Annotated in this window: 29 protein-coding genes and 1 riboswitch; of the genes, 15 read left to right on the top strand and 14 right to left on the bottom strand. The window is 35.2% G+C overall.

The genetic code is table 11. The annotated features are described in order from the left end of the window. The first annotated feature begins 43 nt into the window (after nt 1-43). Nucleotides 44-295 carry a membrane protein insertion efficiency factor YidD gene (gene yidD / locus H560_RS0101575; RefSeq protein WP_027378415.1) on the top strand — a complete coding sequence of 84 codons (252 nt, stop codon included), beginning with the start codon at nt 44-46 and terminating at the stop codon, nt 293-295. A gap of 442 nt (nt 296-737) precedes the next feature. Further along, nucleotides 738-1,586, top strand: a complete 849-nt coding sequence (gene lgt / locus H560_RS20925) for a prolipoprotein diacylglyceryl transferase (RefSeq protein ID WP_034752092.1) — start codon at nt 738-740, stop codon at nt 1,584-1,586. A gap of 80 nt (nt 1,587-1,666) precedes the next feature. On the opposite strand, the gene H560_RS0101565 is transcribed toward lgt, so the two are convergent. Next, a complete protein-coding gene (locus tag H560_RS0101565; protein WP_034752043.1) occupies nt 1,667-3,181 on the bottom strand; it encodes an NAD(P)H-hydrate dehydratase in 1,515 nt (504 codons plus the stop codon). A 214-nt stretch (nt 3,182-3,395) separates the two neighbouring features. On the opposite strand from H560_RS0101565, the gene mscL (H560_RS0101560) reads away from it, so the two are divergent. Beyond that, a complete protein-coding gene (mscL, locus tag H560_RS0101560) occupies nt 3,396-3,773 on the top strand; it encodes a large conductance mechanosensitive channel protein MscL (RefSeq protein WP_027378412.1) in 378 nt (125 codons plus the stop codon). 104 nt (nt 3,774-3,877) lie between these two features. Further along, nucleotides 3,878-4,258 (top strand): large conductance mechanosensitive channel protein MscL, encoded by a 381-nt coding sequence (gene mscL, locus H560_RS0101555; RefSeq protein WP_027378411.1) that lies wholly within the window; start codon nt 3,878-3,880, stop codon nt 4,256-4,258. Between the two features lie 51 nt (nt 4,259-4,309). Here the strand turns inward: mscL (H560_RS0101555) and H560_RS0101550 are convergent, their stop codons facing one another. After that, nucleotides 4,310-5,269, bottom strand: a complete 960-nt coding sequence (locus tag H560_RS0101550) for a D-2-hydroxyacid dehydrogenase (RefSeq protein WP_027378410.1) — start codon at nt 5,267-5,269, stop codon at nt 4,310-4,312. Between the two features lie 87 nt (nt 5,270-5,356). Continuing rightward, nucleotides 5,357-5,764 carry an LNS2 domain-containing protein gene (locus tag H560_RS0101545; RefSeq protein ID WP_027378409.1) on the bottom strand — a complete coding sequence of 136 codons (408 nt, stop codon included), beginning with the start codon at nt 5,762-5,764 and terminating at the stop codon, nt 5,357-5,359. A 214-nt stretch (nt 5,765-5,978) separates the two neighbouring features. Here H560_RS0101545 and H560_RS0101540 point away from each other — a divergent pair, with 214 nt between their 5' ends. The 5 genes from H560_RS0101540 to gcvT all read left to right on the top strand — a co-directional run bounded on the left by H560_RS0101540 (nt 5,979) and on the right by gcvT (nt 9,696). Beyond that, a complete protein-coding gene (locus H560_RS0101540) occupies nt 5,979-6,596 on the top strand; it encodes a hypothetical protein (protein ID WP_027378408.1) in 618 nt (205 codons plus the stop codon). Nucleotides 6,597-6,818: 222 nt separating this feature from the next. Beyond that, nucleotides 6,819-7,418 (top strand): Pr6Pr family membrane protein, encoded by a 600-nt coding sequence (locus H560_RS0101535; protein WP_027378407.1) that lies wholly within the window; start codon nt 6,819-6,821, stop codon nt 7,416-7,418. Between the two features lie 197 nt (nt 7,419-7,615). Beyond that, nucleotides 7,616-8,125, top strand: a complete 510-nt coding sequence (idi, locus tag H560_RS0101530) for an isopentenyl-diphosphate Delta-isomerase (protein WP_027378406.1) — start codon at nt 7,616-7,618, stop codon at nt 8,123-8,125. Between the two features lie 2 nt (nt 8,126-8,127). Beyond that, a complete protein-coding gene (locus H560_RS0101525; protein WP_228372399.1) occupies nt 8,128-8,604 on the top strand; it encodes a hypothetical protein in 477 nt (158 codons plus the stop codon). 15 nt (nt 8,605-8,619) lie between these two features. Continuing rightward, on the top strand, nt 8,620-9,696 hold the full coding sequence (gene gcvT, locus H560_RS0101520; RefSeq protein WP_027378404.1) for a glycine cleavage system aminomethyltransferase GcvT: 1,077 nt from the start codon (nt 8,620-8,622) through the stop codon (nt 9,694-9,696). A gap of 106 nt (nt 9,697-9,802) precedes the next feature. Here gcvT and H560_RS0101515 read toward each other — a convergent pair whose 3' ends face one another. After that, nucleotides 9,803-10,156 carry an arsenate reductase family protein gene (locus H560_RS0101515; RefSeq protein ID WP_027378403.1) on the bottom strand — a complete coding sequence of 118 codons (354 nt, stop codon included), beginning with the start codon at nt 10,154-10,156 and terminating at the stop codon, nt 9,803-9,805. A gap of 123 nt (nt 10,157-10,279) precedes the next feature. Here H560_RS0101515 and H560_RS0101510 point away from each other — a divergent pair, with 123 nt between their 5' ends. The 3 genes from H560_RS0101510 to H560_RS0101500 all read left to right on the top strand — a co-directional run bounded on the left by H560_RS0101510 (nt 10,280) and on the right by H560_RS0101500 (nt 13,044). After that, a complete protein-coding gene (locus H560_RS0101510) occupies nt 10,280-10,747 on the top strand; it encodes an acyl-CoA thioesterase (RefSeq protein WP_027378402.1) in 468 nt (155 codons plus the stop codon). Further along, the gene (locus H560_RS0101505; RefSeq protein WP_027378401.1) at nt 10,747-11,619 is read left to right on the top strand and encodes a sugar phosphate isomerase/epimerase family protein; all 873 of its coding nucleotides are present in this window, start codon (nt 10,747-10,749) and stop codon (nt 11,617-11,619) included. Before H560_RS0101510 ends, H560_RS0101505 begins: the two co-directional genes overlap by 1 nt. 16 nt (nt 11,620-11,635) lie before the next feature. Then, a riboswitch (Fluoride riboswitch) is annotated at nt 11,636-11,709 on the top strand. Nucleotides 11,710-11,739: 30 nt separating this feature from the next. Beyond that, nucleotides 11,740-13,044, top strand: coding sequence for a voltage-gated chloride channel family protein (locus tag H560_RS0101500; protein ID WP_027378400.1), 1,305 nt, complete (start codon nt 11,740-11,742; stop codon nt 13,042-13,044). Between the two features lie 214 nt (nt 13,045-13,258). On the opposite strand, the gene H560_RS0101495 is transcribed toward H560_RS0101500, so the two are convergent. From H560_RS0101495 to H560_RS0101480, 4 genes are all read right to left on the bottom strand, one after another. After that, nucleotides 13,259-13,453, bottom strand: a complete 195-nt coding sequence (locus tag H560_RS0101495) for a hypothetical protein (RefSeq protein WP_027378399.1) — start codon at nt 13,451-13,453, stop codon at nt 13,259-13,261. A 169-nt stretch (nt 13,454-13,622) separates the two neighbouring features. Continuing rightward, a complete protein-coding gene (locus H560_RS0101490; RefSeq protein WP_027378398.1) occupies nt 13,623-14,864 on the bottom strand; it encodes an MFS transporter in 1,242 nt (413 codons plus the stop codon). A gap of 84 nt (nt 14,865-14,948) precedes the next feature. Continuing rightward, nucleotides 14,949-15,650, bottom strand: a complete 702-nt coding sequence (locus tag H560_RS22215; RefSeq protein WP_027378397.1) for a GLPGLI family protein — start codon at nt 15,648-15,650, stop codon at nt 14,949-14,951. A gap of 198 nt (nt 15,651-15,848) precedes the next feature. Then, nucleotides 15,849-16,502, bottom strand: a complete 654-nt coding sequence (locus H560_RS0101480; RefSeq protein ID WP_155844932.1) for a hypothetical protein — start codon at nt 16,500-16,502, stop codon at nt 15,849-15,851. Between the two features lie 168 nt (nt 16,503-16,670). Here H560_RS0101480 and H560_RS0101475 point away from each other — a divergent pair, with 168 nt between their 5' ends. Continuing rightward, entirely contained in the window at nt 16,671-17,027 is a 357-nt protein-coding gene (locus H560_RS0101475; protein WP_228372398.1) for a helix-turn-helix transcriptional regulator, read from the top strand. Between the two features lie 113 nt (nt 17,028-17,140). On the opposite strand, the gene rny is transcribed toward H560_RS0101475, so the two are convergent. From rny to H560_RS0101445, 6 genes are all read right to left on the bottom strand, one after another. Beyond that, on the bottom strand, nt 17,141-18,709 hold the full coding sequence (gene rny, locus H560_RS0101470; RefSeq protein ID WP_027378394.1) for a ribonuclease Y: 1,569 nt from the start codon (nt 18,707-18,709) through the stop codon (nt 17,141-17,143). Between the two features lie 222 nt (nt 18,710-18,931). Continuing rightward, nucleotides 18,932-19,219, bottom strand: a complete 288-nt coding sequence (locus H560_RS0101465) for a cell division protein ZapA (protein WP_027378393.1) — start codon at nt 19,217-19,219, stop codon at nt 18,932-18,934. Next, entirely contained in the window at nt 19,219-19,521 is a 303-nt protein-coding gene (locus H560_RS0101460) for a hypothetical protein (RefSeq protein WP_027378392.1), read from the bottom strand. The genes H560_RS0101465 and H560_RS0101460 overlap by 1 nt, the downstream gene beginning before the upstream one ends. A 137-nt stretch (nt 19,522-19,658) precedes the next feature. Continuing rightward, entirely contained in the window at nt 19,659-20,441 is a 783-nt protein-coding gene (gene porT / locus H560_RS0101455) for a type IX secretion/gliding motility protein PorT/SprT (protein WP_034752040.1), read from the bottom strand. Between the two features lie 3 nt (nt 20,442-20,444). Further along, nucleotides 20,445-21,176 carry a bifunctional demethylmenaquinone methyltransferase/2-methoxy-6-polyprenyl-1,4-benzoquinol methylase UbiE gene (ubiE, locus tag H560_RS0101450; protein WP_027378390.1) on the bottom strand — a complete coding sequence of 244 codons (732 nt, stop codon included), beginning with the start codon at nt 21,174-21,176 and terminating at the stop codon, nt 20,445-20,447. 3 nt (nt 21,177-21,179) lie between these two features. Further along, nucleotides 21,180-21,749: a hypothetical protein gene (locus H560_RS0101445; protein ID WP_027378389.1), complete on the bottom strand. Its 570-nt coding sequence runs from the start codon at nt 21,747-21,749 to the stop codon at nt 21,180-21,182. A 103-nt stretch (nt 21,750-21,852) separates the two neighbouring features. Between H560_RS0101445 and H560_RS0101440 the strand changes: the two genes are divergently transcribed. Together H560_RS0101440 and H560_RS0101435 are read left to right on the top strand one after the other, a co-directional pair. Continuing rightward, nucleotides 21,853-22,920 (top strand): 3-oxoacyl-ACP synthase III family protein, encoded by a 1,068-nt coding sequence (locus tag H560_RS0101440; RefSeq protein ID WP_027378388.1) that lies wholly within the window; start codon nt 21,853-21,855, stop codon nt 22,918-22,920. A gap of 66 nt (nt 22,921-22,986) precedes the next feature. Next, nucleotides 22,987-24,192, top strand: a complete 1,206-nt coding sequence (locus H560_RS0101435) for a metallophosphoesterase (protein ID WP_027378387.1) — start codon at nt 22,987-22,989, stop codon at nt 24,190-24,192. Nucleotides 24,193-24,250: the final 58 nt, after the last annotated feature.

The raw sequence follows: 24,250 nt of genomic DNA, 5'->3' as shown, positions 1-24,250 counted from the left end.
AAATTAAACGGGTTTTATTTTTTTACCCTATTTTTGTAGCGTTTTGAAACTTACATTCAATAAAATCATCACTTTCCCTTTGGTAATTTTAATACGATTTTACCAATGGTTTATCTCGCCCCTGCTCCCAAAAAACTGCCGGTACGAGCCTACCTGTTCGCATTATATGGTAGAAGCATTGAGGGTTCACGGGATTTTTAAAGGATTTTGGCTGGGTGCAAAAAGAATTTCAAGATGCCATCCGTGGGGAGGAAGCGGGTATGATCCTGTTCCGCCAAAAAATAAAATCAAATAAACAAACTACTAAAAAAATAGAAATGAGTAATATTTTTTTCAGAATTTATCTCGTAGTATTTGCGTTCATTACCCAATGTTTTTTTGCGCAAAATTATCCGGACGGCATGTCAGATGGAACTTTAAAAGTAAATTCCACTGATGTTCCCGTTAAAATCTACGCCACTACCGAACTGGGAGACCTGAATGTTTTCCCGGACAGAAAAGTAGATGGAAATGTTCTGATAATTCTGAATGAATCCAATTTCGAACCTGCATTTTTTAATTACAGCTCATTGACCTTAACGAAGCTTAAAGATGCAAAATATCAGTTTCTAGATAAAAATTTCAAGCTGATAGAAACACCGGTAAACCAGGACAATATCGAGCATTTTAAATATGCTGTGAAATCCGGCAAACCATTAACATCTGCAGACAATGTAAGCCTTGAAACCACATTCAAAATCTGGGATCCCACAAAAGGAATTCAGCTGGGGCCTATTACACTGCATTTTTACAGCTTGATGTTTATATTCGCATTCGGTTTCGGATATATTTTAATGAACAGGATCTTTAAGATTGATAATGTTAACCAGAAATATTTAGAGCCTCTTTTTACATGGACGCTAATCGGAACTATTCTGGGAGCCAGAATGGGACACGTTATTTTTTATCAGCCGGAGCTTTTTAAGGAAGATTTCTGGAGTGTATTTTTGCCGATAAGCACTAAAAACGGTTTAAAATTTACAGGATTTTCCGGTCTTGCCAGTCACGGAGCAACGATTGCCCTGATTTTTACGACCTTATATTATTCATTTAAAATTATTAAGAAAAATCCTTTCTGGGTGTATGACAGGCTTGGAATTGTGGTTTCTTTAGGAGGGGCTTTCGTAAGGCTGGGTAATTTTTTCAATTCTGAGATCATTGGAAAACCGGTGGATCCCAACTCACCTTTTGCATTACTTTTCCCACAGCAGAGCAGCGAATACGGAGTTACGGTTCCTCGTTATCCTTCGCAGTTATTTGAAGCTTTCGGGTATGTCTGTTTATTTGTACTGCTTTGGATTTTATATAGAAAAACCAACAAAAAATATCAGCAGGGATGGCTTTTCGGGTTGTTTTTCATCATTCTTTGGGCCATCAGATTCTTTGTTGAATTTTTGAAAGAACCACAAGGGGTTGAATTTATTAAGTTTGCAGGCTTAAACACAGGCCAGATCCTTTCGATACCTTTCATGATCGCAGGTGTGGTCATTATGATTATTTCTAAAAAATTCACCATCACACAGGCTGAAAATGAAAAACCGGAATAATTTAAGATTCTGATTTAAATAAATAAAAAAAGGCAAATTTGTATTACACAGATTTGCCTTTTTTGTTGAATTTATGAAGTTCAAAGCGCCCTTACGGTCATATCATTCAATTCATTAAATACATTTCCGAACGCATTAATAACATCCGTTGGAAGCATGGATTCTCTAGAATATTTTTCAGAAGCCAGTTCTGCTGCTCTTCCATGAAACCAGACTCCGAGAATTGCCGTTTCTTCTTCCGAGTAATTCTGAGCTAAAAAAGAGGTTAAAATTCCTGTGAGAATATCTCCGCTTCCGCCTTTTGCCAGCCCGGAATTCCCTGTTATATTGTAAAAAACCTTTCCTTCAGGCGTCACGACCTGGGTGTGGTGATCTTTTAAAATTATATAAATTTCAAGCTCTTTTGCTTTCTTTTTTGCCAGCTCTACCCTTTCAAGCGAATTCTCAGCAGCTCCGAAAAGTCTTTCAAATTCTTTAGGGTGAGGCGTAATCAATGATTTTTTCGGAATTAGTTTTATATTCTTTTTATCCTGAGAAATAATATTCAGCGCATCCGCATCCAGAACTAAAGGTTTTGAATAATTTTTTAAAAATTTAAGCAAATTATTTTCTGTTTCCTTTTCATTTCCCAATCCGGGACCTATACCATACGTTGCATTTTCATCAACTTGGAAATTTGTGATATAATCCAGTCCTCCCTCCATGAACATTGCTTCCGGACACGAAGTCTGCAGAATTTCATAGCCGCATTTTGGCGCTAAAGTAAAAGTGAGCCCAGCCCCCGTTCTCAGTGCAGCATTTGTTGCCAGAACGGCTGCACCTATTTTTCCGTAGCTTCCTGCAGTAATTATTGCTTTTCCGTAAGTTCCTTTGTGTGAGAAGTCTTGTCTTGGCTTAAACATGCTTTTAATTATGTCAGTATCTATAACAAAATCTGCAGTTTCAGTTTCAGAAATATAATCTTGGCTTAAATTGATATCCAAAATCTCTATTTTTCCTGTAAATTTTCCTGTCTCAGGATGAAGAAAACTCTTTTTCCAGAATTGAAAGCTTAAGGTATAATCTGCTTTAAGAACTGTGGAATCATCAGTAAAAATAGTGTCTGCAAGGAGTCCGGAAGGAATATCTATGGAAATTTTGAGATTATTCTGCTGGTTTAAAAAATCAATCAGATCTTTTAATTCACCTTCTATATTTCTGGACAATCCTGTTCCGAAAAGAGCATCAATAATTACAGTTCTGCTGTCAAAACGATAGCCTTTAGCCTCCTTAAAATCATAGATGGAAATTCCTGCAATATCTTTGAGTTCCTTAAAGTTGGTATTAGCATCCTGTGAAAATCTAGCTTTAGGATTCGTAAATATATCCACATCAAAACCCTTTGAAAATAGCATTCTTGCAATAGCAAAACCATCTCCTCCATTATTTCCGCTGCCACAGAAAACAGCAAAATTCCTATGGTTCTTGCAATTTTCAGAAATCCAGTCTACGCAAGATTCCGCCGCTCTTTCCATTAATTGAATTGAAGAAACAGGTTCATAGGTAATCGTGTACTGATCACAATTACGAATCTGCTCAGTGGTGAAAATTTTCATGTTAATTTGTTTTTATAGTAGTAAATCTTACGGAGCAATTTACAAAACAATATCTGAATCCGCCGAGAAAAAAGGTGTGTTTAGTACCACAAATTAAAAATATCCATTAAAAAAATAATTCACTTATTTTTAATCATAAAAATGTGAATTTTATAAAATTTTTTGTACTTTAAACACTACTTTTGTTTATATAATAATACTTAAAATATAAATTATGGGAATAGTTAAAGAATTCAAAGCATTTGCTTTCAAAGGTAACGTACTTGATCTGGCTGTCGGTGTTATTATCGGCGGGGCTTTTGGCAAAATTGTTTCCTCTTTGGTAGAAGATGTTATCACTCCATTATTATTGAATCCGGCTCTGAAAGCTGCTGGTGCCGAAAACATCTCGAAACTATCTTGGAACGGAGTTACTTACGGTAATTTCTTATCATCCGTCATCAGCTTTCTCTGTATTGCATTTGTCCTTTTCTGGATCATTAAAGGAGCCAATAATATTATTAAAAAAGAGCCGGCTACTCCTGCTGCTCCAACCACAGACCAAAAATTATTAATGGAAATACGAGATTTACTTAAAAATAAAAACATATAAAAGCAAACCACTTCAAATTGAAGTGGTTTTTTAATAAAGTTCCTTTTGCAATTTTAAAAAAATTTAATTATTTCTACATTTGTCCGTAAACAGACTAATAGTGTATGGGATTTTTAAAAGAATTTAGAGATTTTGCCTTTAAAGGTAATGTAATAGATCTGGCAGTGGGTGTTATCATCGGTGGTGCTTTCGGAAAGATTGTTTCTTCATTGGTAGCGGATGTCATTACCCCATTATTGCTGAATCCGGCTTTAAAAGCGGCCGGAGCCGAGGATATATCCAAGCTTTCCTGGCACGGAGTCACGTATGGTAATTTTTTATCATCCGTCATCAGCTTTTTATGCATTGCACTCGTACTTTTCTGGATTATTAAAGGAGCCAATAAAATATCCAAGAAACCAGATCCGGCTCCTGCAGCTTTAACTGAAGATCAAAAATTATTAACTGAAATCAGGGATTTATTAAAGAATAAAAACAGTCTATAAAAGCAAAGCACTTCAGATAGAAGTGCTTTATTTATATTATTAAAATTCAACTTATTGAATCTGCAAAATGCTTGAAATCTGCTCCGCCAGAGAAAGCCCGATTCTATCCTGAGCTTCCAAAGTAGATGCTCCCGTATGGGGAGTTAATGATATTTTCGAGTGGTTAAGAATTGCTTTTGAAGGGGTTGGTTCATTGATGAAAACATCCAGCCCTGCAAATCTTACTTTTCCTGAATCCAATGCTTCGATAAGTGCAGTTTCATCGATAACTCCCCCTCTTGAACAGTTTACGATCGCCACTCCGTCTTTCATCATTTCAAATTCATTTTTACCGATCATATAGCCATCTTTCTGAGCAGGTACGTGAAGCGTTATAAAATCCGAATGTTTCAGAACATCCTGAAGCGGCTCCGTTTCGATGTCTACATTAATGAACTGATTGTTGTAAAAAGTTACTTTTATGCTCGCCTTTCCTACATTGTTATCCGCAGCAATCACTCTCATACCAAGGCCTAAAGCTATTTTTGCCACTTCCTGCCCGATTCTTCCCATGCCCACAATACCAATCGTTTTGCCTTTCAATTCAATACCTGCTGCATAGGATTTTTTAAGATTAGCAAATTCTGTGTCGCCCACAAGAGGCATTTTCCTGTTTGAATCCTGCAAAAATCTTGCGCCTGAAAATAAATGTGCAAAAACAAGCTCAGCCACCGATTCCGAAGATGCAGAAGGGGTGTTTATTACATGAATTCCTTTTTCTCTTGCATAGTCTACATCAATATTATCCATTCCTACTCCTCCTCTTCCGATGATCTCCAAAGATGGGCAGTTATCAATAATATCTTTTCTCACCTGGGTTGCACTTCGTACCAAAAGCGTACGGATTTTGTGCTCATTAATATAATCTGCTAAATTTTCCTGGGGAACTTTTGCCGTAATTACTTCAAATCCTTTTTCTGATAGTGCATCAATACCGGATTGGTCTAAGCCGTCGTTTGCTAAAACTTTCATATAAATTTTATAGATTTAAAAATAAAAAGATCAAAAAATTAAATTCTTATGTAAAATTTAATCGTTTAATCTCTATACTAATTTTTTTTATTCTTCTTCTTTGAAAACCTCAATTGTTACCTGTTTTTCCACAAGATCCGTAAATTTCCCTTTGTATCTTGTAGCTCTTACCAGATGATTATCAATCCAGTGGTAATTTCCTCCTCTTGGTTTTCCACATAAAACACTGTGATATTTGAATCCGTGCTTATCCAGCCAATCAATTGTAATCTGCTTCAGGTTTTCTGTTCTTGATGTGAAAAAACAGATTTGATGCCCTTCATCATACCATTTGTTGATGGTTTCCAGCGCATCGGGAAAAGGCTCGCAGGTTACCATTCTTTCCGGTTCCTCATTCGGTACATCCTCGGTGATTGTTCCGTCGATATCAATTAAATAGTTTTTTACACCGTCCTTAAGAATCGGACTGATATGGTCTATGTACTCTAATTCCATACTTAAAAATTGAATTGCAAAGTTACAATTTTTATAATAAAGAGGCTTATTAAACTTAGTTTATGTGAAAATTATACTAAAATATTCATTATTCAATAAATAATATAAATAATTTGTTTAGTGTTTCTGTAATTCCGATTAAAAATTTTCTTTTTAAACAATTACTCACCTATTCCTTTGGTACCATTCTTGGTGCAACAATAAAAAATGAAATATGAAATTTAATTTATTTACCCTTGGAATTCTTTCATGCCTTGTTTTATCTTGTAGTAAAAATAAAACACAGGAAGAATCACCAAAAACACAGGACTCTATTGCATCAAGCCCGGCTGCTCCCATCTCAACAGACAAAACTGACAGTACAAGCCTGAAGCAGAATTTTGAACTTATTAAAGACACAAAAGAAACATCGGGTATAAATAAAGCCGATATCGACAAGCTTTCTGAACCGTTAAAAGCAATTGCCGCATTATACAGCGGACTGGGCGGTTCCAATTGCCAGGGTGAAGACTGTGAGCTTACCACCGCTCTGGGATTAGGAAAGCAGGGTTCACAGGCTCAAAAAGATTTGGTTAAAAAATGGTTTCCAAACGACAAGGCTGCAGAACAGCTACAGGCACAGGATTTTTACCAGACTCCCAATACAGCTTCAAATTTTTCTAATTTTCAATATTTAAATTTTGAGCAAAATGGCGACACAGTTACCGTAAATTACGATCTTATGGTCTACAGCCGCGGCCAGGAAACACATATCAAAGGACCAGACAAATTTGTGATAAAAGGAAATACAATTGAAACCATTAACAGAAATATCTGGAAAGATATAAAATAATGTGAATTCGTGGCTGGGAAAGCTGGAAGGGTGAAGCTGGAAGCTACAATCAGACATACAGTTTTGTTTTAATCTCAATTAACTTCCCTCCCGGCCCCAAGCTTTTTTCTAAAACCTTAACCCGTTTAAATAAATAATTTCTCTTTGAAATTAAATCAAGGTCATTTTACAAATGTAGAATGGCTTTTTGTTTTTATATTTGAATAACACTTTAAACAAAATATGAAAAAATTTTTAGCCCTTATTTTCTGTCTCATTGGCTGGTTTGCGTTGTCTGCTCAATATTACCTGATGATACAAACCTCTGTTGCCCCATTTTTAGAAATCAACATCAGGTTTTTCAGCTATTTTACGATTCTTACCAATTTGATTGTGGCGGTTTATTTTACTTCTCAGGTTTTTAAAAAGAATCAGAAAAGTGAAAATTCCGGAACTTTGACGGCTGTTACTATTTATATTGTCATTGTCGGGTTGATTTATCAGGTTGTACTACGTTCGACCTGGAATCCAACCGGTTTACAACGGGTTGTTGATGAGTTACTTCATACTTTAATTCCGGTTTTTGTCCTGATCTATTGGTTTCTATATGAAAACAAAAATGGGTTGAATTACAAGCAGATTCCAAAATGGGCTGTTTATCCATTAATATATCTTTTTTACATCCTGATCAGAGGAAACTTTTCAGGATTTTATCCCTATCCTTTTGTGGATGTCGTTAGTATCGGCTATTCTAAGGTAATGATGAATTCATTCTGGATTTTGGTTTTCTTTGTAGGATTATCGATGCTTTTTATCCGTACCGGTAAATTTTTAAATAAATAATCTCAATCAGAAGAATAGTGGGTTGGAAATGGGAAGTTAATTAAGGCTAAAAAACAGAATTGTAAGTCCGGTTGTAGCTACCAGCTTCACTCTTCCAGCTTCCAGCCAACTATTCTTCCCTTCTTAAACTGTCTTAAAAAATATGATGTTTCACCAAAAATTTCCAAAATACATTTATTAAACTTACATTTGTAGAAATGGAAGAATTCGTAGTTTTAGTAAATCCTGAAGATAAGGTTTTAGGCTTGATGGAAAAGCAGCAGGCTCACGTCAATGGCTTATTACACCGTGCTTTTTCCGTATTTCTGTTCAACAGTAAAGGCGAAATGCTTTTACAGAAAAGAGCTTCCGGAAAATACCATTCTCCCTTGAAGTGGACCAATGCGGTCTGCTCACATCCAAGAATTGACGAAACTTATCTTGACGGTGCAAAACGCAGGATAAAAGAAGAGCTGGGAATAGAAGTTGATATTTTTCAGAAATTCAGCTTTATTTACAAGGCGGATGTTGGAAATAATCTTTGGGAACATGAGCTGGACTATGTTTTTACAGGAACTTTTGACGCAGAGTTTAATTTAAATAAAAATGAAGTGGAAGAAGTGCGCTACATTTCTATGGAAGACCTTGATAAAGAAATGATTGAGCATCCTGAAAATTTTACGGAATGGTTTAAGATCATTTTGGAAGAATATAAACACCATTTTTAATAATGAAAAAAATAATTCTAGTATTTTCTTTTTTAATAGGAAGCTTAACATTTTCACAGTCGGTTCCTGCCAAGGTTTATGAAAGCCAAAACTACTCCATCACGTTTCCTGAAGTCTGGAAACTGACCAATGACAGTGAAATTATCAATATTTTCCCGAGCAACCAGATCGGTGCAATTACCATTTCAGAATACCACGACCTGAATCTTCCAAAAACGGAAACCAAAAAATTCATCCTCGCTCTTTACAAATCTTCCGATGATGAGAAGAAAATAAAAAGCAAAAGCGGTAAGAAAGGCTATACAGAATATTTTTACGAATATTTTGATGAAAAAGAAAAATTATTCTGGATCACTAAAGTTTTCCAGAAAGACAAGGATTTATTCCTCGTTTCCATTAACTGCGAGCAAAAATACTGGAACGGAAATTATATGAAGCTCTTCAATGAAGCTTTTGACAGTTTTAAAATAAAGAAATAGAAATAAAAATTAAATATGAAGAAAACAGCATTATACGACAAGCACGTTTCTTTGGGCGCTAAAATCGTACCTTTTGCAGGTTTTGAAATGCCTGTACAATATTCCGGAGTTACGGAAGAGCATTTTGCAGTAAGAGAAAAAGCAGGCTTGTTCGACGTTTCTCACATGGGGCAGTTTTTTATTGAAGGTCCGGGTTCTAAGGAGCTTCTACAATTGGTAACCACCAACAATGTAGACAGTCTGGAAAACGGGAAAGCCCAATATTCTTGCCTTCCTAACGAAAACGGCGGAATTGTGGACGACCTTATCGTTTACAAAATGGAAGACAATAAATATTTCGTGGTTGTAAATGCTTCAAATATTTATAAAGACTGGAATCATATTTCAAAATACAATACTTTCGGTGCAAAGATGACGAACGCTTCAGACGATATGTCCCTGTTAGCAGTTCAGGGCCCGAAAGCGACAGAAATTCTTCAGAAATTAACAGAAACTAACCTTTCAGAAATTCCTTATTACCATTTTACAGTAGGTTCTGTGGCTGGTGTGAATGATGTAATTATCTCAAACACAGGTTACACAGGAAGCGGCGGTTTCGAAATTTATTTTAAAAATGAAGATGCCGTAAAACTTTGGGATGCTATCATAGAAGCAGGTGAATCAGAGGGAATAATCCCTTGTGGACTGGCTGCCAGAGACACTTTAAGACTGGAAAAAGGATTCTGCCTTTACGGAAATGATATAGATGATACTACTTCTCCTATCGAAGCTGGATTAGGATGGATCACGAAATTTGATAAAGATTTTGTTTCCAAAGATACTTTTGCAAAGCAAAAAGAAGAAGGGGTTACCAGAAAGCTTGTAGCTTTTGAACTTACTGATAAAGGGGTTCCGAGACACGACTACCCTGTTATAGACGCAGAAGGAAACGTAATCGGGAAAGTAACTTCCGGTACGCAGTCTCCGATGAAGAAAATAGGCTTGGGGCTTGCTTATGTTGATAAGCCTCACTTCAAGCTGGGTTCTGAAATTTTCATCCAGGTAAGAAATAAAAATATTCCGGCAAAAGTAGTGAAAGCGCCTTTTGTATAGCCTGAAAAGCTTTAAACATAAAAACCGTTTCGTTTTACGAGACGGTTTTTTTTGCGTATATTTTAAGGTTAACCGCAACATTTAACGGAAAACTAAAAGTAAAAAATTAATCTGCCCTGAAAAAATCTTTCAGGCTCTGAAGATTCGCCTTATCATTTCCTATAAAAATTTCTTTATCCGTAAGGAAAACCGGGCGTTTTAAGAATGTATAATGATCAAGCAGCAATTCCTTAAAATCTGCTTCTCCCAAAGTTTTTATATCCAATTCTCTTAATTTGATCTGGGTAGATTTTTTACTGAACAAAGCTTCATAAGATCCTGCCTGTTTATGCATTTCTTCCAGCTCATCTTTGGTAATTGGTTCTTTTTTTATTTCGCGGAGCTCCCAGCCCTTAAGATTGAATTGTCCTAAAATTTTTCTGCAGGTGTCGCATGTATTAAGATAAAATACTTTCTTCATTTATTTTAAATCTGTTATTTTGTTAAAAACTAAACTTAATAAAAAGTTCAATCGGTAAAAGTAAGATTTAATCGGTGATATTAAAAATTATTAAATACCTTTATTCAATCAAATTTTTTAGAAATGGAGAACAAACCTATTACTTTTCAGTTTATTTCAGAACCTTCAGATGTTAATTACGGAGGAAATGTGCATGGAGGAAGCGTGATGAAATGGATTGACCAGGCCGGTTATGCCTGCGCGACTACATGGAGTGGAAATTATTCCGTAACAGTATACGTTGGGGGAATAAGATTCTATGAACCTATAAAAATAGGAGAAATTGTAAAGGTAGAAGCCAGAGTAATTTATACAGGTTCTTCAAGCATGCATATTTCCATTAACGTTTTTTCAAGAAACCTTAAACAGCCAAAATTTGATAAAAAAACACATTGCATTATTGTTTTTGTGGCGGTTGATGAAAACGGCAAAAAACTTCCTGTTCCAAAATGGGTTCCGGAAACCGACGAGGACAAGCAGCAGGAACAATACGCAAAACGCCTGATGGATCTGAGAACGCAGATAGAAGACGAAATGAAACCTTTTTTATAATGCAGCGAAAAGACTTTATAAAATTATCCTCTCTTGGTTTTTTAGGTTTATATTCCTGTGGAGTTTCTGATATTTTTATGAATAAAAAGACATTAGCCATCCAACTATATACAGTTCGTGATTCAATTTCAGAGAACCTGGAAAAAACATTGGAAATGCTGGCGGAATCAGGATTTGCAGAACTTGAAATTTATGGATATAACGGAACATTTTTCGGTAAAAACAGGAATGAATTCCAGAGTATTTTAAAAAATACGGGCTTAAGGGTTATCAGTTCCCATCATACCACCGGCATTCTTCATAATGATAGAGGAACTTTATTAAACAATTGGGAAAAATCAGTTGAAGATTTACACTTTATCGGTTCTAAATATATGGTTTGTTCTTATCTTTTTGATGAAGAAAGAACCATCGAAAATTATAAAAAGCTGCCGGAATTATTTGAAAAATCTGGAGAAATGACTCAAAAGACAGGCATTCAGTTTGCTTATCACAATCATGATTTTGAATTTGAAAAATTTGATGAAACTAAAAATGTATATGATTTTATTTTAGAAAATTCTTCATCAGATTTGGTTAAAATGGAATTGGATTTATACTGGATTTCAAAAGCAGGCATTGATCCTTTAATTTATTTTGAAAAATATCCGAAAAGATTTCCACTATGGCATGTGAAGGATATGAAAGCCGGAACTAAAGATTTTGCTGAAATTGGAAATGGAACTATTGATTTCAAAAGAATTTTCGCAGCCAAAGAAAAGGCCGGCCTTAAGTATTGGTTCCTAGAGCAGGATTCCAGTGATAAAGATATTTTTGAGAGTATAAAAATAAGCCGGGATTATATTCTGAAAAATAAATTCTTTTTAAAATAATAATTATATTTGCAGCAGTATAAAAGGAAATGGTGCTCTTCCTTACCCAACCGCCTCGTTTCAAACGGGGCTGATGACGCCTGATTTACAGATTATTAACAATAATTAATCAGGGAAATTATGTCTAAACATCAACGGACTTTGAATCGCAGAATATCACTTCATACCAGTATTTTTTTCAGAAAATATCCTGCACTACCTTATATTTTAAAATGGTTTTGCATAAGTATTATTATTGGTGCTTTAGCCGGAACAGCTTCTGCCGGATTCCTGATGTCTTTGGAATGGGCCACTCATTTCAGGGAAAATCATATCTGGATTATTGCTTTTTTACCGTTTGCGGGCTTATTAGTGGGACTTATATATCATTATTACGGAAAAGATGTTGAAGCCGGCAATAATTTGTTGCTTGAGAACATTCATCATCCAAAAAGTATTATTCCTTTTAAAATGGCACCTTTTGTCTATCTGGGAACTGTTATTACGCATTTATTTGGAGGTTCTGCAGGCCGTGAGGGAACAGCTCTTCAAATGGCAGGAGCTATTGCCGACCAGTTTACAAAACCATTTAAGCTTAATCCAAATGAAAGAAAAATTTTAATCATTTCAGCGATTGCTGCAGGTTTCGGCTCGGTTTTCGGGACTCCTTTGGCCGGAGCAGTTTTTGCCATTGAAGTTTTCCTGATCGGGAAAATCCGTTACAATGCTATTTTTCCTGCATTTGCATCAGCAATTCTCGCAGATTTGATGACGAATCTCTGGAATGTAAAACATACCCATTATCATATTGATTTTATTCCAAAACTTGAATTTCTGCCCATTCTATACAGCATTTTAGCGGGAATTATTTTCGGAATCTGTGCTGCCGCATTCAGCAAATCAATTCATAAGACAAGCTCTTTTTTTAAATCAAAAATTAAATATCCTCCATTTCGCCAGGTTTTAGGCGGACTTCTGGTTGCCGCCGCAGTTTTTGCAATGGGATCTACCAGATATATCGGACTGGGAATCCCAACAATTATTGAATCTTTCGAGACTCAGCTTCCGTTATACGATTTTGCTTTAAAAATGATTTTTACCATCATCACACTTTCTGCAGGTTTTAAGGGAGGGGAAGTGACGCCTTTATTTTTCATCGGGGCGACTTTGGGAAGCGGATTATCACTTTTTATTCCACTTCCGACGGGATTACTGGCAGGAATGGGATTTGTCGCAGTTTTCGCTGGTGCTACGAATACGCCTCTTGCCTGTATGCTGATGGGGATAGAGTTATTCGGGGCAGAATGTGGAATTTATGCAGCGATAGCCTGTGTTGTGGCTTATTTATTTTCCGGGAATAACAGCATCTATACGAAACAAAAGATTGGAGAAGCAAAGAACAGCCGGTTTGAGCATCTTAATGACAGGAGTTTTTCAGATTTGTAGAAATTTTGATGTTCAATTTTTCACCACCCCGTCAAAAATTCTTCCAAATTTTCGCCACCCCTCCAGAGGAGGGAATTTCTGTACTGTAAAGTTTTTTACAATACTCTTTCCTCAAATCGAATAGTATTAAACTACAAAAACCTTCTGGAATCCAAAAGGCTTTTGCGTATTAAATGTGGAAATGTTTATTTCTAAATTGAAATAATTTCTTTGACTAACAAGTAATTACTTGTGGGCAAGCGATATATGTAGAGCAGTATTTCGGTCCTGTAACGGCACCGGTACAGCTGCACCCGCAAAGAGACAGATCCGGAGTACCCAATGATCCGCCGCCTCCTATACCTCCTGTGATATTTTTAAGATCGTCTTTTCTAAGCTTCTTAGCGTTTTTCAAAATGTTGTTTTGCATGTGATTTTGGATTTTTGGTTAAATATAATTTTAGTTACATTTCAAAGTTAAACAAATATTAATTATTCGAAGCATAATTTTATAGTAAATTTTACAATTTCTTTATCTCATTATACTTACTATTCTATTAAACGGAAATGAAGCTTAAATATTTCTTAAACACTTGTAATTATTCTGTAAATTCCAGATCCTTGTTGTGGGTTTCAGAAATGGTTAAGGCAGAGTAAAAAGCAAGTCCAAACACGATGGCTCCTACCAATGCAGCACTTACAATCACTGAAAAATCTGTCTTAAAAAAATCAAAACCAAAAATCATAACAGGAACCAGCCCACGTACCATATTGGGAACCGTAGTGGTTGCCGTATTCCGGATATTAGTTCCAAACTGTTCCGCAGCCAGCGTTACAAACATGGCCCAATACCCCGTTCCCAGACCAAGCCAGACGCAGAAAATATAATATTTGGTTTCGGTATTTGTATTTCCGAAAAGCATAATGGCAACTCCAATGATGGTAAAAACAAGCATATAGAAAATAGCCATTTTACGGGACTTTAACAGGTGTGAAATGAAACCGCTCGTAAAATCTCCCACAGAAATCCCTACGTAAGCCCACATAATTGCCTTTCCGGGGCTGATGCTTTCAATTCCCATTTCAGGGGCGAACTGGTTTGCCAAAACAGCCAGTATTCCAATGCAATACCAAGTCGGCAAACCTACAGCAATACATTTTAAATATCTGGTAAGACGGTCTTTATCGGTAAAAAAGGAAAGAAAATTACCTTTAGAAACAGATTGAGTTTCAATATTTTTATAAATACCGGATTCTGAGACACTTATCCTTAAAAACAAAAGTAAGATACCTAAAATCCCTCCGATGATGTAAGAGACATTCCAACCTCCGGCTAATTCTACCGTCAGCTGAGCTACAACTGCACCCATCAATCCGAAACCGGCAACAACGGAAGTTCCGATAGCCCGCAAATTCTTCGGTAAGCTTTCAGAAACAAGGGTAATTCCCGCTCCGAGCTCTCCGGCAAGTCCAATACCAGCGATAAACCTTAAAGCTGCATATTGATACACCAAATGCTCTTTCGGAAAATAAGGCAAAAACCCGCAGGCAATATTCGCTAATGAATAGACCAGAATAGATCCGAATAATACTGATAATCTTCCTTTCTTGTCTCCAAAAACACCCCAGAAAACCCCGCCAATTAATAAACCGACCATCTGGCAATTGAGGATAAAAGTTCCGTCTACATCCGGATTCAAACCCAGATCTTTTAAGCTCGGAATTCTTACAATACCGAATAAGAGTAAATCATAAATATCTACAAAGTACCCTAAAGCAGCAATAATTACAGGAATTGAGAAAATGTGTTTTAGTTTTGATGACAGAGAAAGTTCTTCCATTTGTGGATTTTAAATTTTTATAAAAATAGAAAAACCTTCCAATTTCTTGAAAGGTTTTTAATAAAATATATTTAAACAATACTTTTATAGAATTTCCCTTAAAATATTTACTGCGTTTATTTTCTCACTACTGGATTTAAAATCTACTTCTAAATCTAGATTTAAATTTGAAATATTTTCAAGAAGATTACTACTTTTAGTGGATACATTTTTAAAAAGATTTTCATATTTATCATAAGATATTTCTTTTCTATCTTCAATTTTTACCTCACAATGCGTTTTGCCTTTATTTATTTCTGCTAATTCAAAACTATAATTTTCATTTTCAATATTTAAGATTAATCCTGGTAAACCTTTAAATACAAAAGCTCCTTCCTGAAATGGTATATTATTAGCAAACCAAGCAATCCATTTTTCACCTTTATAAAAAACTTCAGCTTTTTGCACATTGTAGCCTGCAATAACTTTGTTTTCTGTAAGAATTTTCCAATTTAATAAATTTGGTCTTTGTGTATAAATATTTGTATTGTCTGCTTTATCTAATAATGTAATTATATCAGGCTTTATATTTTTTTTATATAGTGCTAAATATGATTTAGCGCTATCATCTTTAAAGCAGTAATCAGGAGAATAAAACACACTATGGTCTTTAAAAATATCCAATTGATAATTCGCTATAGTTCCTCCTCCTTTTTTAAACTTATAAATAACAGATAAGTCTTGTGAAAAAACTAAAGAATTAAAAATCAATCCTATGCAAATAAGAATCTTTAAAATTTTATTCATTAGTTTGTTCGTCTATTTAAATGCACAGCAAAAAATATCAATGTCCCAAATATTGGGAAAAAGCAAACTAGTAAATGCCACACAAGCCTCTCATTAGATTTTAGCTTACTTATTTTAATAATTGCTAAACAAAAACTAATAATTATTAATGAGTAGCCTAGTAATAATAATATAAATTGGAAATTCATTTCATCTATTTTAATTAACTGATGCACTTAACGTACTCAAAGCTTTTTTAGGGGGAGTATTTCCAGTAGCAGCACAATGAGCAACAGCAACTCCATACATAACAACTGCACAATTGGGGGCAATATTACATGACATTGTACATGTCGCGTCTTTATCACAGGTACTTTTAATTACATCATAGGTTTTATTTATACATTCTACTTGACTATCAAAAGCATTTGTATTATTTACATACGTTAACTTTACAGTAAAAGTTTCCAACTGTTTTCTAACATCAAAATTTGCAATAAGTATTCCATTTTCGTCAAATTGTTGAATTACTCCATTTCCTTCTTCATTTAAAAGTGTTTTTTCGTAAAGTACAACTGTATTATTTGGCATAAGGGTAATAAAATCAACTCTATTCTCATTTTGAACTTTAATACGAATCATGTTCGACTTATCTGTTATTTTAAAAATTTCAATATTTTTTAAATCGAAATTTTGTTTTGAGATGTTGAACTGTTTTGAAATTTTAGAATAACTTTCAGTTTTGAAAAATTCATCTACCTGTGGATCTAGTTTAGTTTCTTTTTCGAAATTTTTCAATGACACTGTGTTTGCGAAAGTCATTGTAATTGGCATTATAAATAAACATAATGCTAAAATAATTTTTTTCATCATAAATTTTCTAATTTTCCTACTCTATTTTAGCTTTTCGGATACGCTACTTGTTTTAATTTCGTTCCAAAACTATAAATAAAAATCTAATAATAGGGAAATAAAATTTGCATTTTTTTTGTATTTTTTTGCAGAATGTGTACATATTTTGCATACTTGTACAAAACTAGGATGATGGTTCAGGAAAGATTAAAAAGCTTAAGAAAACAAAAAGGTATATCCCAAGAAACAATGGCAAAAACTTTAGGTACAGACACTTCTAACTATTCAAGAAAGGAAAGAGGTGAAGTGAAAATCTTTGACTACGAGTGGGAAAAACTTGCAAAAGTTTTAGATGTTCCTTTAGAAGATATTAAAAATGAAGAAACCAGACTTTCTTTCCAGTTTGAAAATTCTACTTTCCATGATCATTCTGGCAGTAATATCAATTATTCTAATGTTCCAGATTTTTTTATTGAAATTCAAAGGAAATATATAGAAAAACTAGAGGAAGAAATTAGAGATTTAAAGTCTCAAATTAAAAAATAATAAAAGTTCTCAATTGAGAACTTTTATTATTTTGGTCAGATTCAAAATAATATCCTATATAAAAAAACCTTCCAATTTCTTGAAAGGTTTTAATAAAATATATTTTTTAAATATTATCTCGCAATATTCACGGCTCTCGTTTCTCTGATTACCGTTACTTTTACCTGACCAGGATATGTTAATTCATTCTGGATCTTTTCAGAGATGTCGTAAGATAACTGAGAAGCTACTTCATCATTTACTTTTCCGCTTTCTACCATTACTCTCAATTCTCTACCCGCCTGGATAGCATACGCCGATGAAACACCGTCAAAGCTTAATGCTGCAGATTCAAGGTCTTTTAATCTTTGGATATAAGATTCCAGAACCTGTCTTCTGGCCCCCGGTCTTGCTCCGGAAATCGCATCCGCAACCTGAATGATCGGTGACAATAATGAAGTCATTTCTACCTCGTCGTGGTGGGCTCCGATTGCATTTACAACCTCTGCATTTTCACCATATTTTTCAGCCCACTGCATACCTAATAAAGCGTGAGGAAGTTCAGATTCCTGCTCAGGAACTTTACCTATATCGTGAAGTAAACCTGCTCTTTTTGCCAGTTTTACATTCAAGCCTAATTCAGCAGCCATTGTTGCAGCGATATTTGCTACCTCTCTGGAGTGCTGTAATAGATTCTGCCCGTAAGATGAACGGTATTTCATTCTACCTACGATTTTGATCAGTTCCGGGTGTAATCCGTGGATTCCTAAATCAATGATCGTTCTTTTTCCAACCTCAATGATTTCCTCTTCGATCTGTTTTCTTGTTTTTTCTACAACTTCTTCGATTCTTGCCGGGTGAATTCTACCGTCCGTAACCAATCTGTGTAGTGATAATCTTGCAATCTCTCTTCTTACCGGATCGAAGCACGAAAGAAGAATAGCTTCCGGAGTATCATCTACAATGATTTCTACACCTGTAACCGCTTCCAACGCACGGATATTTCTACCTTCTCTACCGATAATTCTACCTTTTACTTCATCAGATTCAATGTTAAATACTGATACTGAGTTTTCGATCGCCTGCTCCGTCCCGATTCTCTGAATGGTCTGGATAACAATCTTTCTTGCTTCACTTTTAGCATTAAGCTGAGCTTCTTCCATAATGCTCTGAACGTGCGCCTGAGCTCTTGTTTTTGCTTCCGCTTTCATGGTTTCTACCAATTCTGCTTTCGCTTCCTCTGCAGTGTAATTAGCAATTTTTTCAAGGATTTCTACTTTTTTCGCAGTTGCTACTTCCAGCTCTTGTTGTTTTCTCTCAAGAATTTCGTTTTTCTTGGCGTAGTCTGCAATCTGCTTGTCCAGGTCTTTTTCAAGCTTTCCGGCTTTGCTAAGCTCATCATTCAGCTTATGCTCTTTGTCTTTTATTCTTTTCTCTACCTCCTGCATTTTCTTTTCACGAGACTGAATATCTGCATCATGCTGGGATTTCAGCTCCAGGAATTTTTCTTTAGCCTGAAGGTTTTTTTCTTTCTTTATGGATTCGGCTTGTACATTAGCTTTTTCTATAAGGTTTTCGGCATTTTTCTTTGCATCATCTATAATAAACTTTGCTTTAGTATTAAGTGAGCTTCTAGAGAAAAACATCCCTACAACCGCACCGATTACTAAACAAATAACGCCGACTATAATGGCTGTTGTCATAATTTATATTTAGTTTTAATTGTCTTTATATCAATAAAAAAGCCTACAACAATTCAGAGATTGAGAGTAAACTCCTAATCAACACGATTTGAACTGATTTCCACTGTCTGTAATCCGGAGAACCGGCACGCCATTCAATGGACATTTGTTCGGTAATTGTTTAGCGTTGAGTTTACCTTTAATGTGTTAGAATTATTGTAGGCAGTTTTGTGGGAAAAAAATCTATTTCCCAATTTCATTCAACGATTGATTGATACTTGCTAATCTCTCGTTGGTAGAATGTATTGTCTTTTCGTAGTTCGCAGACACCACTTCGGCATTGGTTCCCAGTTTCAGGGCACACATGGCCAAAGCATCCTGTTTGTCTCTCACATCGAAATTCTGTTCAAAATCTTTAATCATATTTTCTATTTGCTTCCCTACTTTACGCAGAGTTTCCTCCTCTGCTGCCGGTACGTTCAGCGGATATACCCTTCCTGCAATGTTGATGGTTATTCTTCTTACCTCCATTATAATCCACTGTTTTGAAGCTGGGCAATACAGAAATCAATTTCCTTTACCAATCTGTTGATGTGATTCTTCATCAATCTGTTGTGCTCAGGGTTTCCTGATATTGCTGAATAAAGTTTTATATTTTTTTGTTCTTCTGCTAATACCTGATTTTTTTTTCTTTCCTCATCATATTTCTTCTTCAGTTCTTCGTGCTCCATATTTAATTCTGAGAATTTTTCAGTAAGATTTTTATAATTCTTTTGTAACAGTAAAATCTTTTTCTCTAATTCTGAAAAATTGTTTTCTAAATCTTGAAGCATTTCAGGTTTGTATATTCTAACTATTAGCAAAAATAACAAAATATTAATACTAACAAAAATAAAAAGCCCTATATTTTAATGGGAAACAAAAAAGGAGACACAAAATGCATCTCCTTGTTTTATTTAATTTTGATTTTTTATTCAAATTTAAGAACGAAAAATATTGCTCTTGTCTGCAATGTAGACATTGCTGCCGTCCAGTAAGGAGGTGTAGTTGCGTTATCCGCCACAATCTCGTTGTTCATAATGAAAGTCCCTCTTACAGCCGGAGTCAGCTTAAACTTATTAAAGTAAAACTGAATACCCATTTCCGCAGACCATGCAAAGTTGTGCGTGGTAGATCTGAAGATCTGCTGTCTGTTATCATCCGAAGAATCTGAGTTAGACTGAAGGTTTACGATATAGTTCACACCAGCCGCAACATACGGTCTTGAGTTATACCATCTGTTTCCGTGGAATTCCAATAATACAGGAACATCCACCAAAGTAGTTTTGATCTCTCTTACTCTGTCATTTTCCTGTAATGTTATCGGGGTAAAAGGATCGTTTGTCAAAGTACCTGCCGCATACTGGTCATTTGACTGCGTATTGAAAGTCAATTGTCTCTGCCCAAATTGTAACCCTGGTTCTAATCTTAAATCTAAAAAATCATTCAGTCTCCATTTTGCGATTAATCCGGCACCGAAGCTGTAGCTTTCTTTAGATGTAACAAGATTCTGATTATTATTCATCCCATATCTTGGATTCAAAACGATACGGTAGTCTAGTCTGTTGCCATTCAAGTAAAAACCCCAGCTGAATTTCTGCTCGTCAAAGTCTTCCAACTTATCCATTCTGTTTCGGGTTCTGAATTGCGCATCCGCAAAAATCGCAATATTTACTGAGGCTAAAACCAGTGCTTTTAATAAAAATTTATTCATAGGTTACTTTGTTGCTTTATAAATTGTGGCTATACCTAAACTTAGTTTTTTATATTCAACTTTTTTAAATCCTGTTTCTAAAAGAATTTGTCTCATCTTTTCCCCGAAAGGAAAAGCATTTACAGAATCCGGAAGGTATGTGTATGCCCTATTATCTTTGGAAACCAGTCTGCCGATGGCAGGTAATATATTTTTGAAATAAAACATATAAAATGGCGCCAAAAAACCCTCAACCTTTGAAAACTCCAGTATGTAAACACTCTTGTTATCCTTAACTACTCTTCTTAATTCTGCCAAACCTTTGGTAAGGTTTTCAAAATTCCTTACTCCAAATGCAACGGAAACAGCATCGAATCTATTGTCCTCGAAAGGTAAATTTTCTGCATCCCCTTTTTGCATGGAAATTTTGCCGTCTAATTTAAGTTTTTTTATTTTAATAACGCCAACATTTAACATTTGTTGCGATAAATCCAAACCAATTACCTTTGAGCCGGTTCCCTTTTCAATGGTAATAGCCAGATCTCCCGTTCCTGTAGCCACATCCAGCACTTCCTGCGGATTATCATTTTTCATCCATTTCACCAAAGTATTCCTCCACAAAACATCTATTTTCATGGATAAAACATGATTCAGAAGATCATATTTCGGTGCAATATTGTCGAACATATCCTCTACCTGGCTCTTCTTGGTAGCCTCAGAATTGTAGGGCGTAATTTTGGTTATATCTTTTGTCAAAACTTAAAACTTGTAATATTCTTTATAATAATTAAGGTAATCCTGCTTTCTGAAAATCTTAGAACGGGATTCCACTTTCTGGATATTTTTAATTACTTTATCGTAATCTTCATCCACATTGTAATAAAAATCATCTGTAAACAGCCTGTTGAAGTGTTTTGCACCTCCGTAATACGCTTTCCCGTCGATCATTGTTTTATCAAGGGTCAAAAGTAATGAATCTTTTTTAAGATTATAGCCATAATATTGATCATTGATATAATAATCCTGATGGGCAATATTAATCAATCCACGAATTTTATTAACTTCAAATGCAGAATCATAGATTAATTTTTTACTCTGGTCAAAAACTTTGATAGAATTTTTTCCTTTATTTAAATTCACCTGCACAGTCTGACCACCGGCGATGGTTCCTTCGGATCCGTTATTTATTTTATAGTAAAATGTATTGGGAGTAGGATTATCTACTACATAATAGTTTTTTTTGGCTAAAAAAAGAAAGTAGATCCCAAAGGCAACGATAAACGCCACAGATGCAATAAGTAAGCCTTTTAAGGACGGATTGTTTTTCATAAGATTGTAAAGTACAATTTTTGCAAATTTAATAATATTTTTAATTCTCCGTTATTAATATTAATTATTAACTTTGCATCTTTAAAAAAAATCATATAAACGAATGCCGAATACGATCATTATTGGTTCTGGATCTTACCTTCCCAACAGAATTATCGGGAGAGACTTTTTCCTAGATTCAGAGTTTTATTCAGAAGACGGAGTAAAGATTGACAAGCCTGCTGAAGAAACAATTGCAAAATTTGTAGAAATCACAGAAATAGAGAACAGAAGGTTTATTGAAGATGATCTTTCTAACTCACAAATCGGTTATGAAGCTGCAAAAATTGCTATTGCAGACGCAAAAATAGATCAGGAAGAACTTGATTATATTATCTACGCAAGTAATTTCGGGGAAGTTACCGTACACGGATACGCTGATTTTATGCCGACTATGGCTGCCAGAGTAAAGAATAAACTGGGGATAAGAAACAGAAAATGTGTAACTTACGATATGCTTTTCGGATGCCCTGGCTGGGTAGAAGCAATGATTTTAGCAGATACTTTAATAAAAGCAGGATCAGCTAAAACGATATTAGTAATCGGAGGAGAAACATTAAGCAGAGTAACAGATCCATCTGACAGAAACAGAATGATCTTTGCAGACGGAGCCGGAGCTGTTGTTGTAAAAGCTACCGATGAAGAAAATGTTGGAATTATTGCCCATAATACCATCTGCGACAATGGTATAGAACTGGATTATCTTGCCAACGGACCATCCATCAATAAAGATTCTGACCAGACGCGTTTATTTGTAAGAATGCAGGGAAGAAAAATCTATGAGTATGCGCTTAAAAACGTTCCTGCTGCCATTAAAGAAACTATTGAAGATGCAGGACTTTCTATTAAGGATATCGACAAAATCTTAATTCACCAGGCCAATGCTAAAATGGATTACGCCATGATCGAAAGACTTCATAAGCTTTATGATGTTAAAGATTATGACCACTCTATCTCGCCAATGACGATTCAGGATTTCGGGAACTCTTCCGTAGCAACTATTCCTACCATGTATGATTTAATAATTAAAGGAAAAATGGAGGGTCAATCGTTTAAAGAAAAAGGTAACGTTGTGATGACTTCGGTAGGTGCCGGAATGAACATCAATGCTATCGTTTACAGATTTCCTTAATAATATTTAATTTAAAATATAAAAAGCACAGGGAAACTATTCTTTGTGCTTTTTTTAAACTTGACTATGCAAAGAAATTTTTTAATAATTGCAGCAATTTTTTTATTCCTTGAAGTTTATATCTATCAGGCAATAAGAACTTTAACCGATAATTTCTGGATAAGACTGGGATACTGGGCGGTCACACTTGCCGTTTACGGGCTTTTCGCTTACGAAATTACCCACTTTCAGAAATCTGACAGAAGTACAATGAGAATGCAGATCATGATTTCCGTATTCCTTATTTTCATCTTACCGAAAGTTTTTATTGTTTTATTTTTATTGATTGATGATATTTTTAGGACCGGAACCTATCTGGTAGGATTGGCGAGACCTACAGAAAACTTTTTCCCGGAAAGAAGAAAGTTTTTAAGCCTTGTAGGGTTAGGACTGGGAGGTGTGCTGTCTGCTCTTTTCATTGACGGGATTACATTTGGAAAATACCGCCATACCGTAAGAAGAGTGAGAATCAACTTTAAAAATCTTCCGAAAAGCTTTAAAGGATACAAAATTATACAGATTTCAGATGTTCACAGCGGAAGTTTTTCTGATCCCGGCAAATTAGAACACGCCATTGAATTAATCAATGAACAGAATCCCGATCTGGTTCTTTTTACGGGAGATATGGTGAACAATGTCGCAGATGAGTTCAAGCCTTTTATTCCTTTATTTTCTAAAATTAAGGCAAAAGACGGGAAATTTGCAGTCCTTGGAAACCACGATTATGGTGATTATGTAACTTGGACTTCATTAGAAGCAAAAAAGAAAAACCTTGACACGCTGATAGACTATGAAAAACAAGCCGGATTCGATATGCTTCGAAATGAGCACAGAATTATCGAAAAGAACGGCGAAAAAATATACATTCTTGGTGTTGAAAACTGGGGTTTAAAGCCTTTTCCACAATTTGGAAGACTGGACGATGCTTTAAAAGACGTACCAGAATCCGCCACAAAAATTTTAATGAGCCATGATCCAACCCATTTCGATTACGTGGTGAAAAAACACCCGGCAGACGTTCATCTGACACTTTCCGGTCACACACATGGAATGCAGTTTGGTTTGGATCTTAAAAATGTAAAATGGTCTCCCGTTCAGTACCGTTACCCAAAATGGGCGGATTTATATGAAAGCGAAGGAAAAATGCTGTATGTAAACAGAGGTTTCGGAGTTTTGGGATATCCCGGAAGAGTCGGGGTACTGCCGGAAATTACGCTTTTTGAACTGGCATAAATGTTCAAGGTTCAGAATTTAAAGTTTAAAGTTTTTACTAAATCCTAAAACCTAATAT

This window comes from Chryseobacterium daeguense DSM 19388 (assembly GCF_000430825.1).
In the GTDB taxonomy this organism is placed as follows: Bacteria; Bacteroidota; Bacteroidia; order Flavobacteriales; family Weeksellaceae; genus Chryseobacterium; species Chryseobacterium daeguense.
This window is presented reverse-complemented; position numbering and strand designations above follow the sequence as displayed.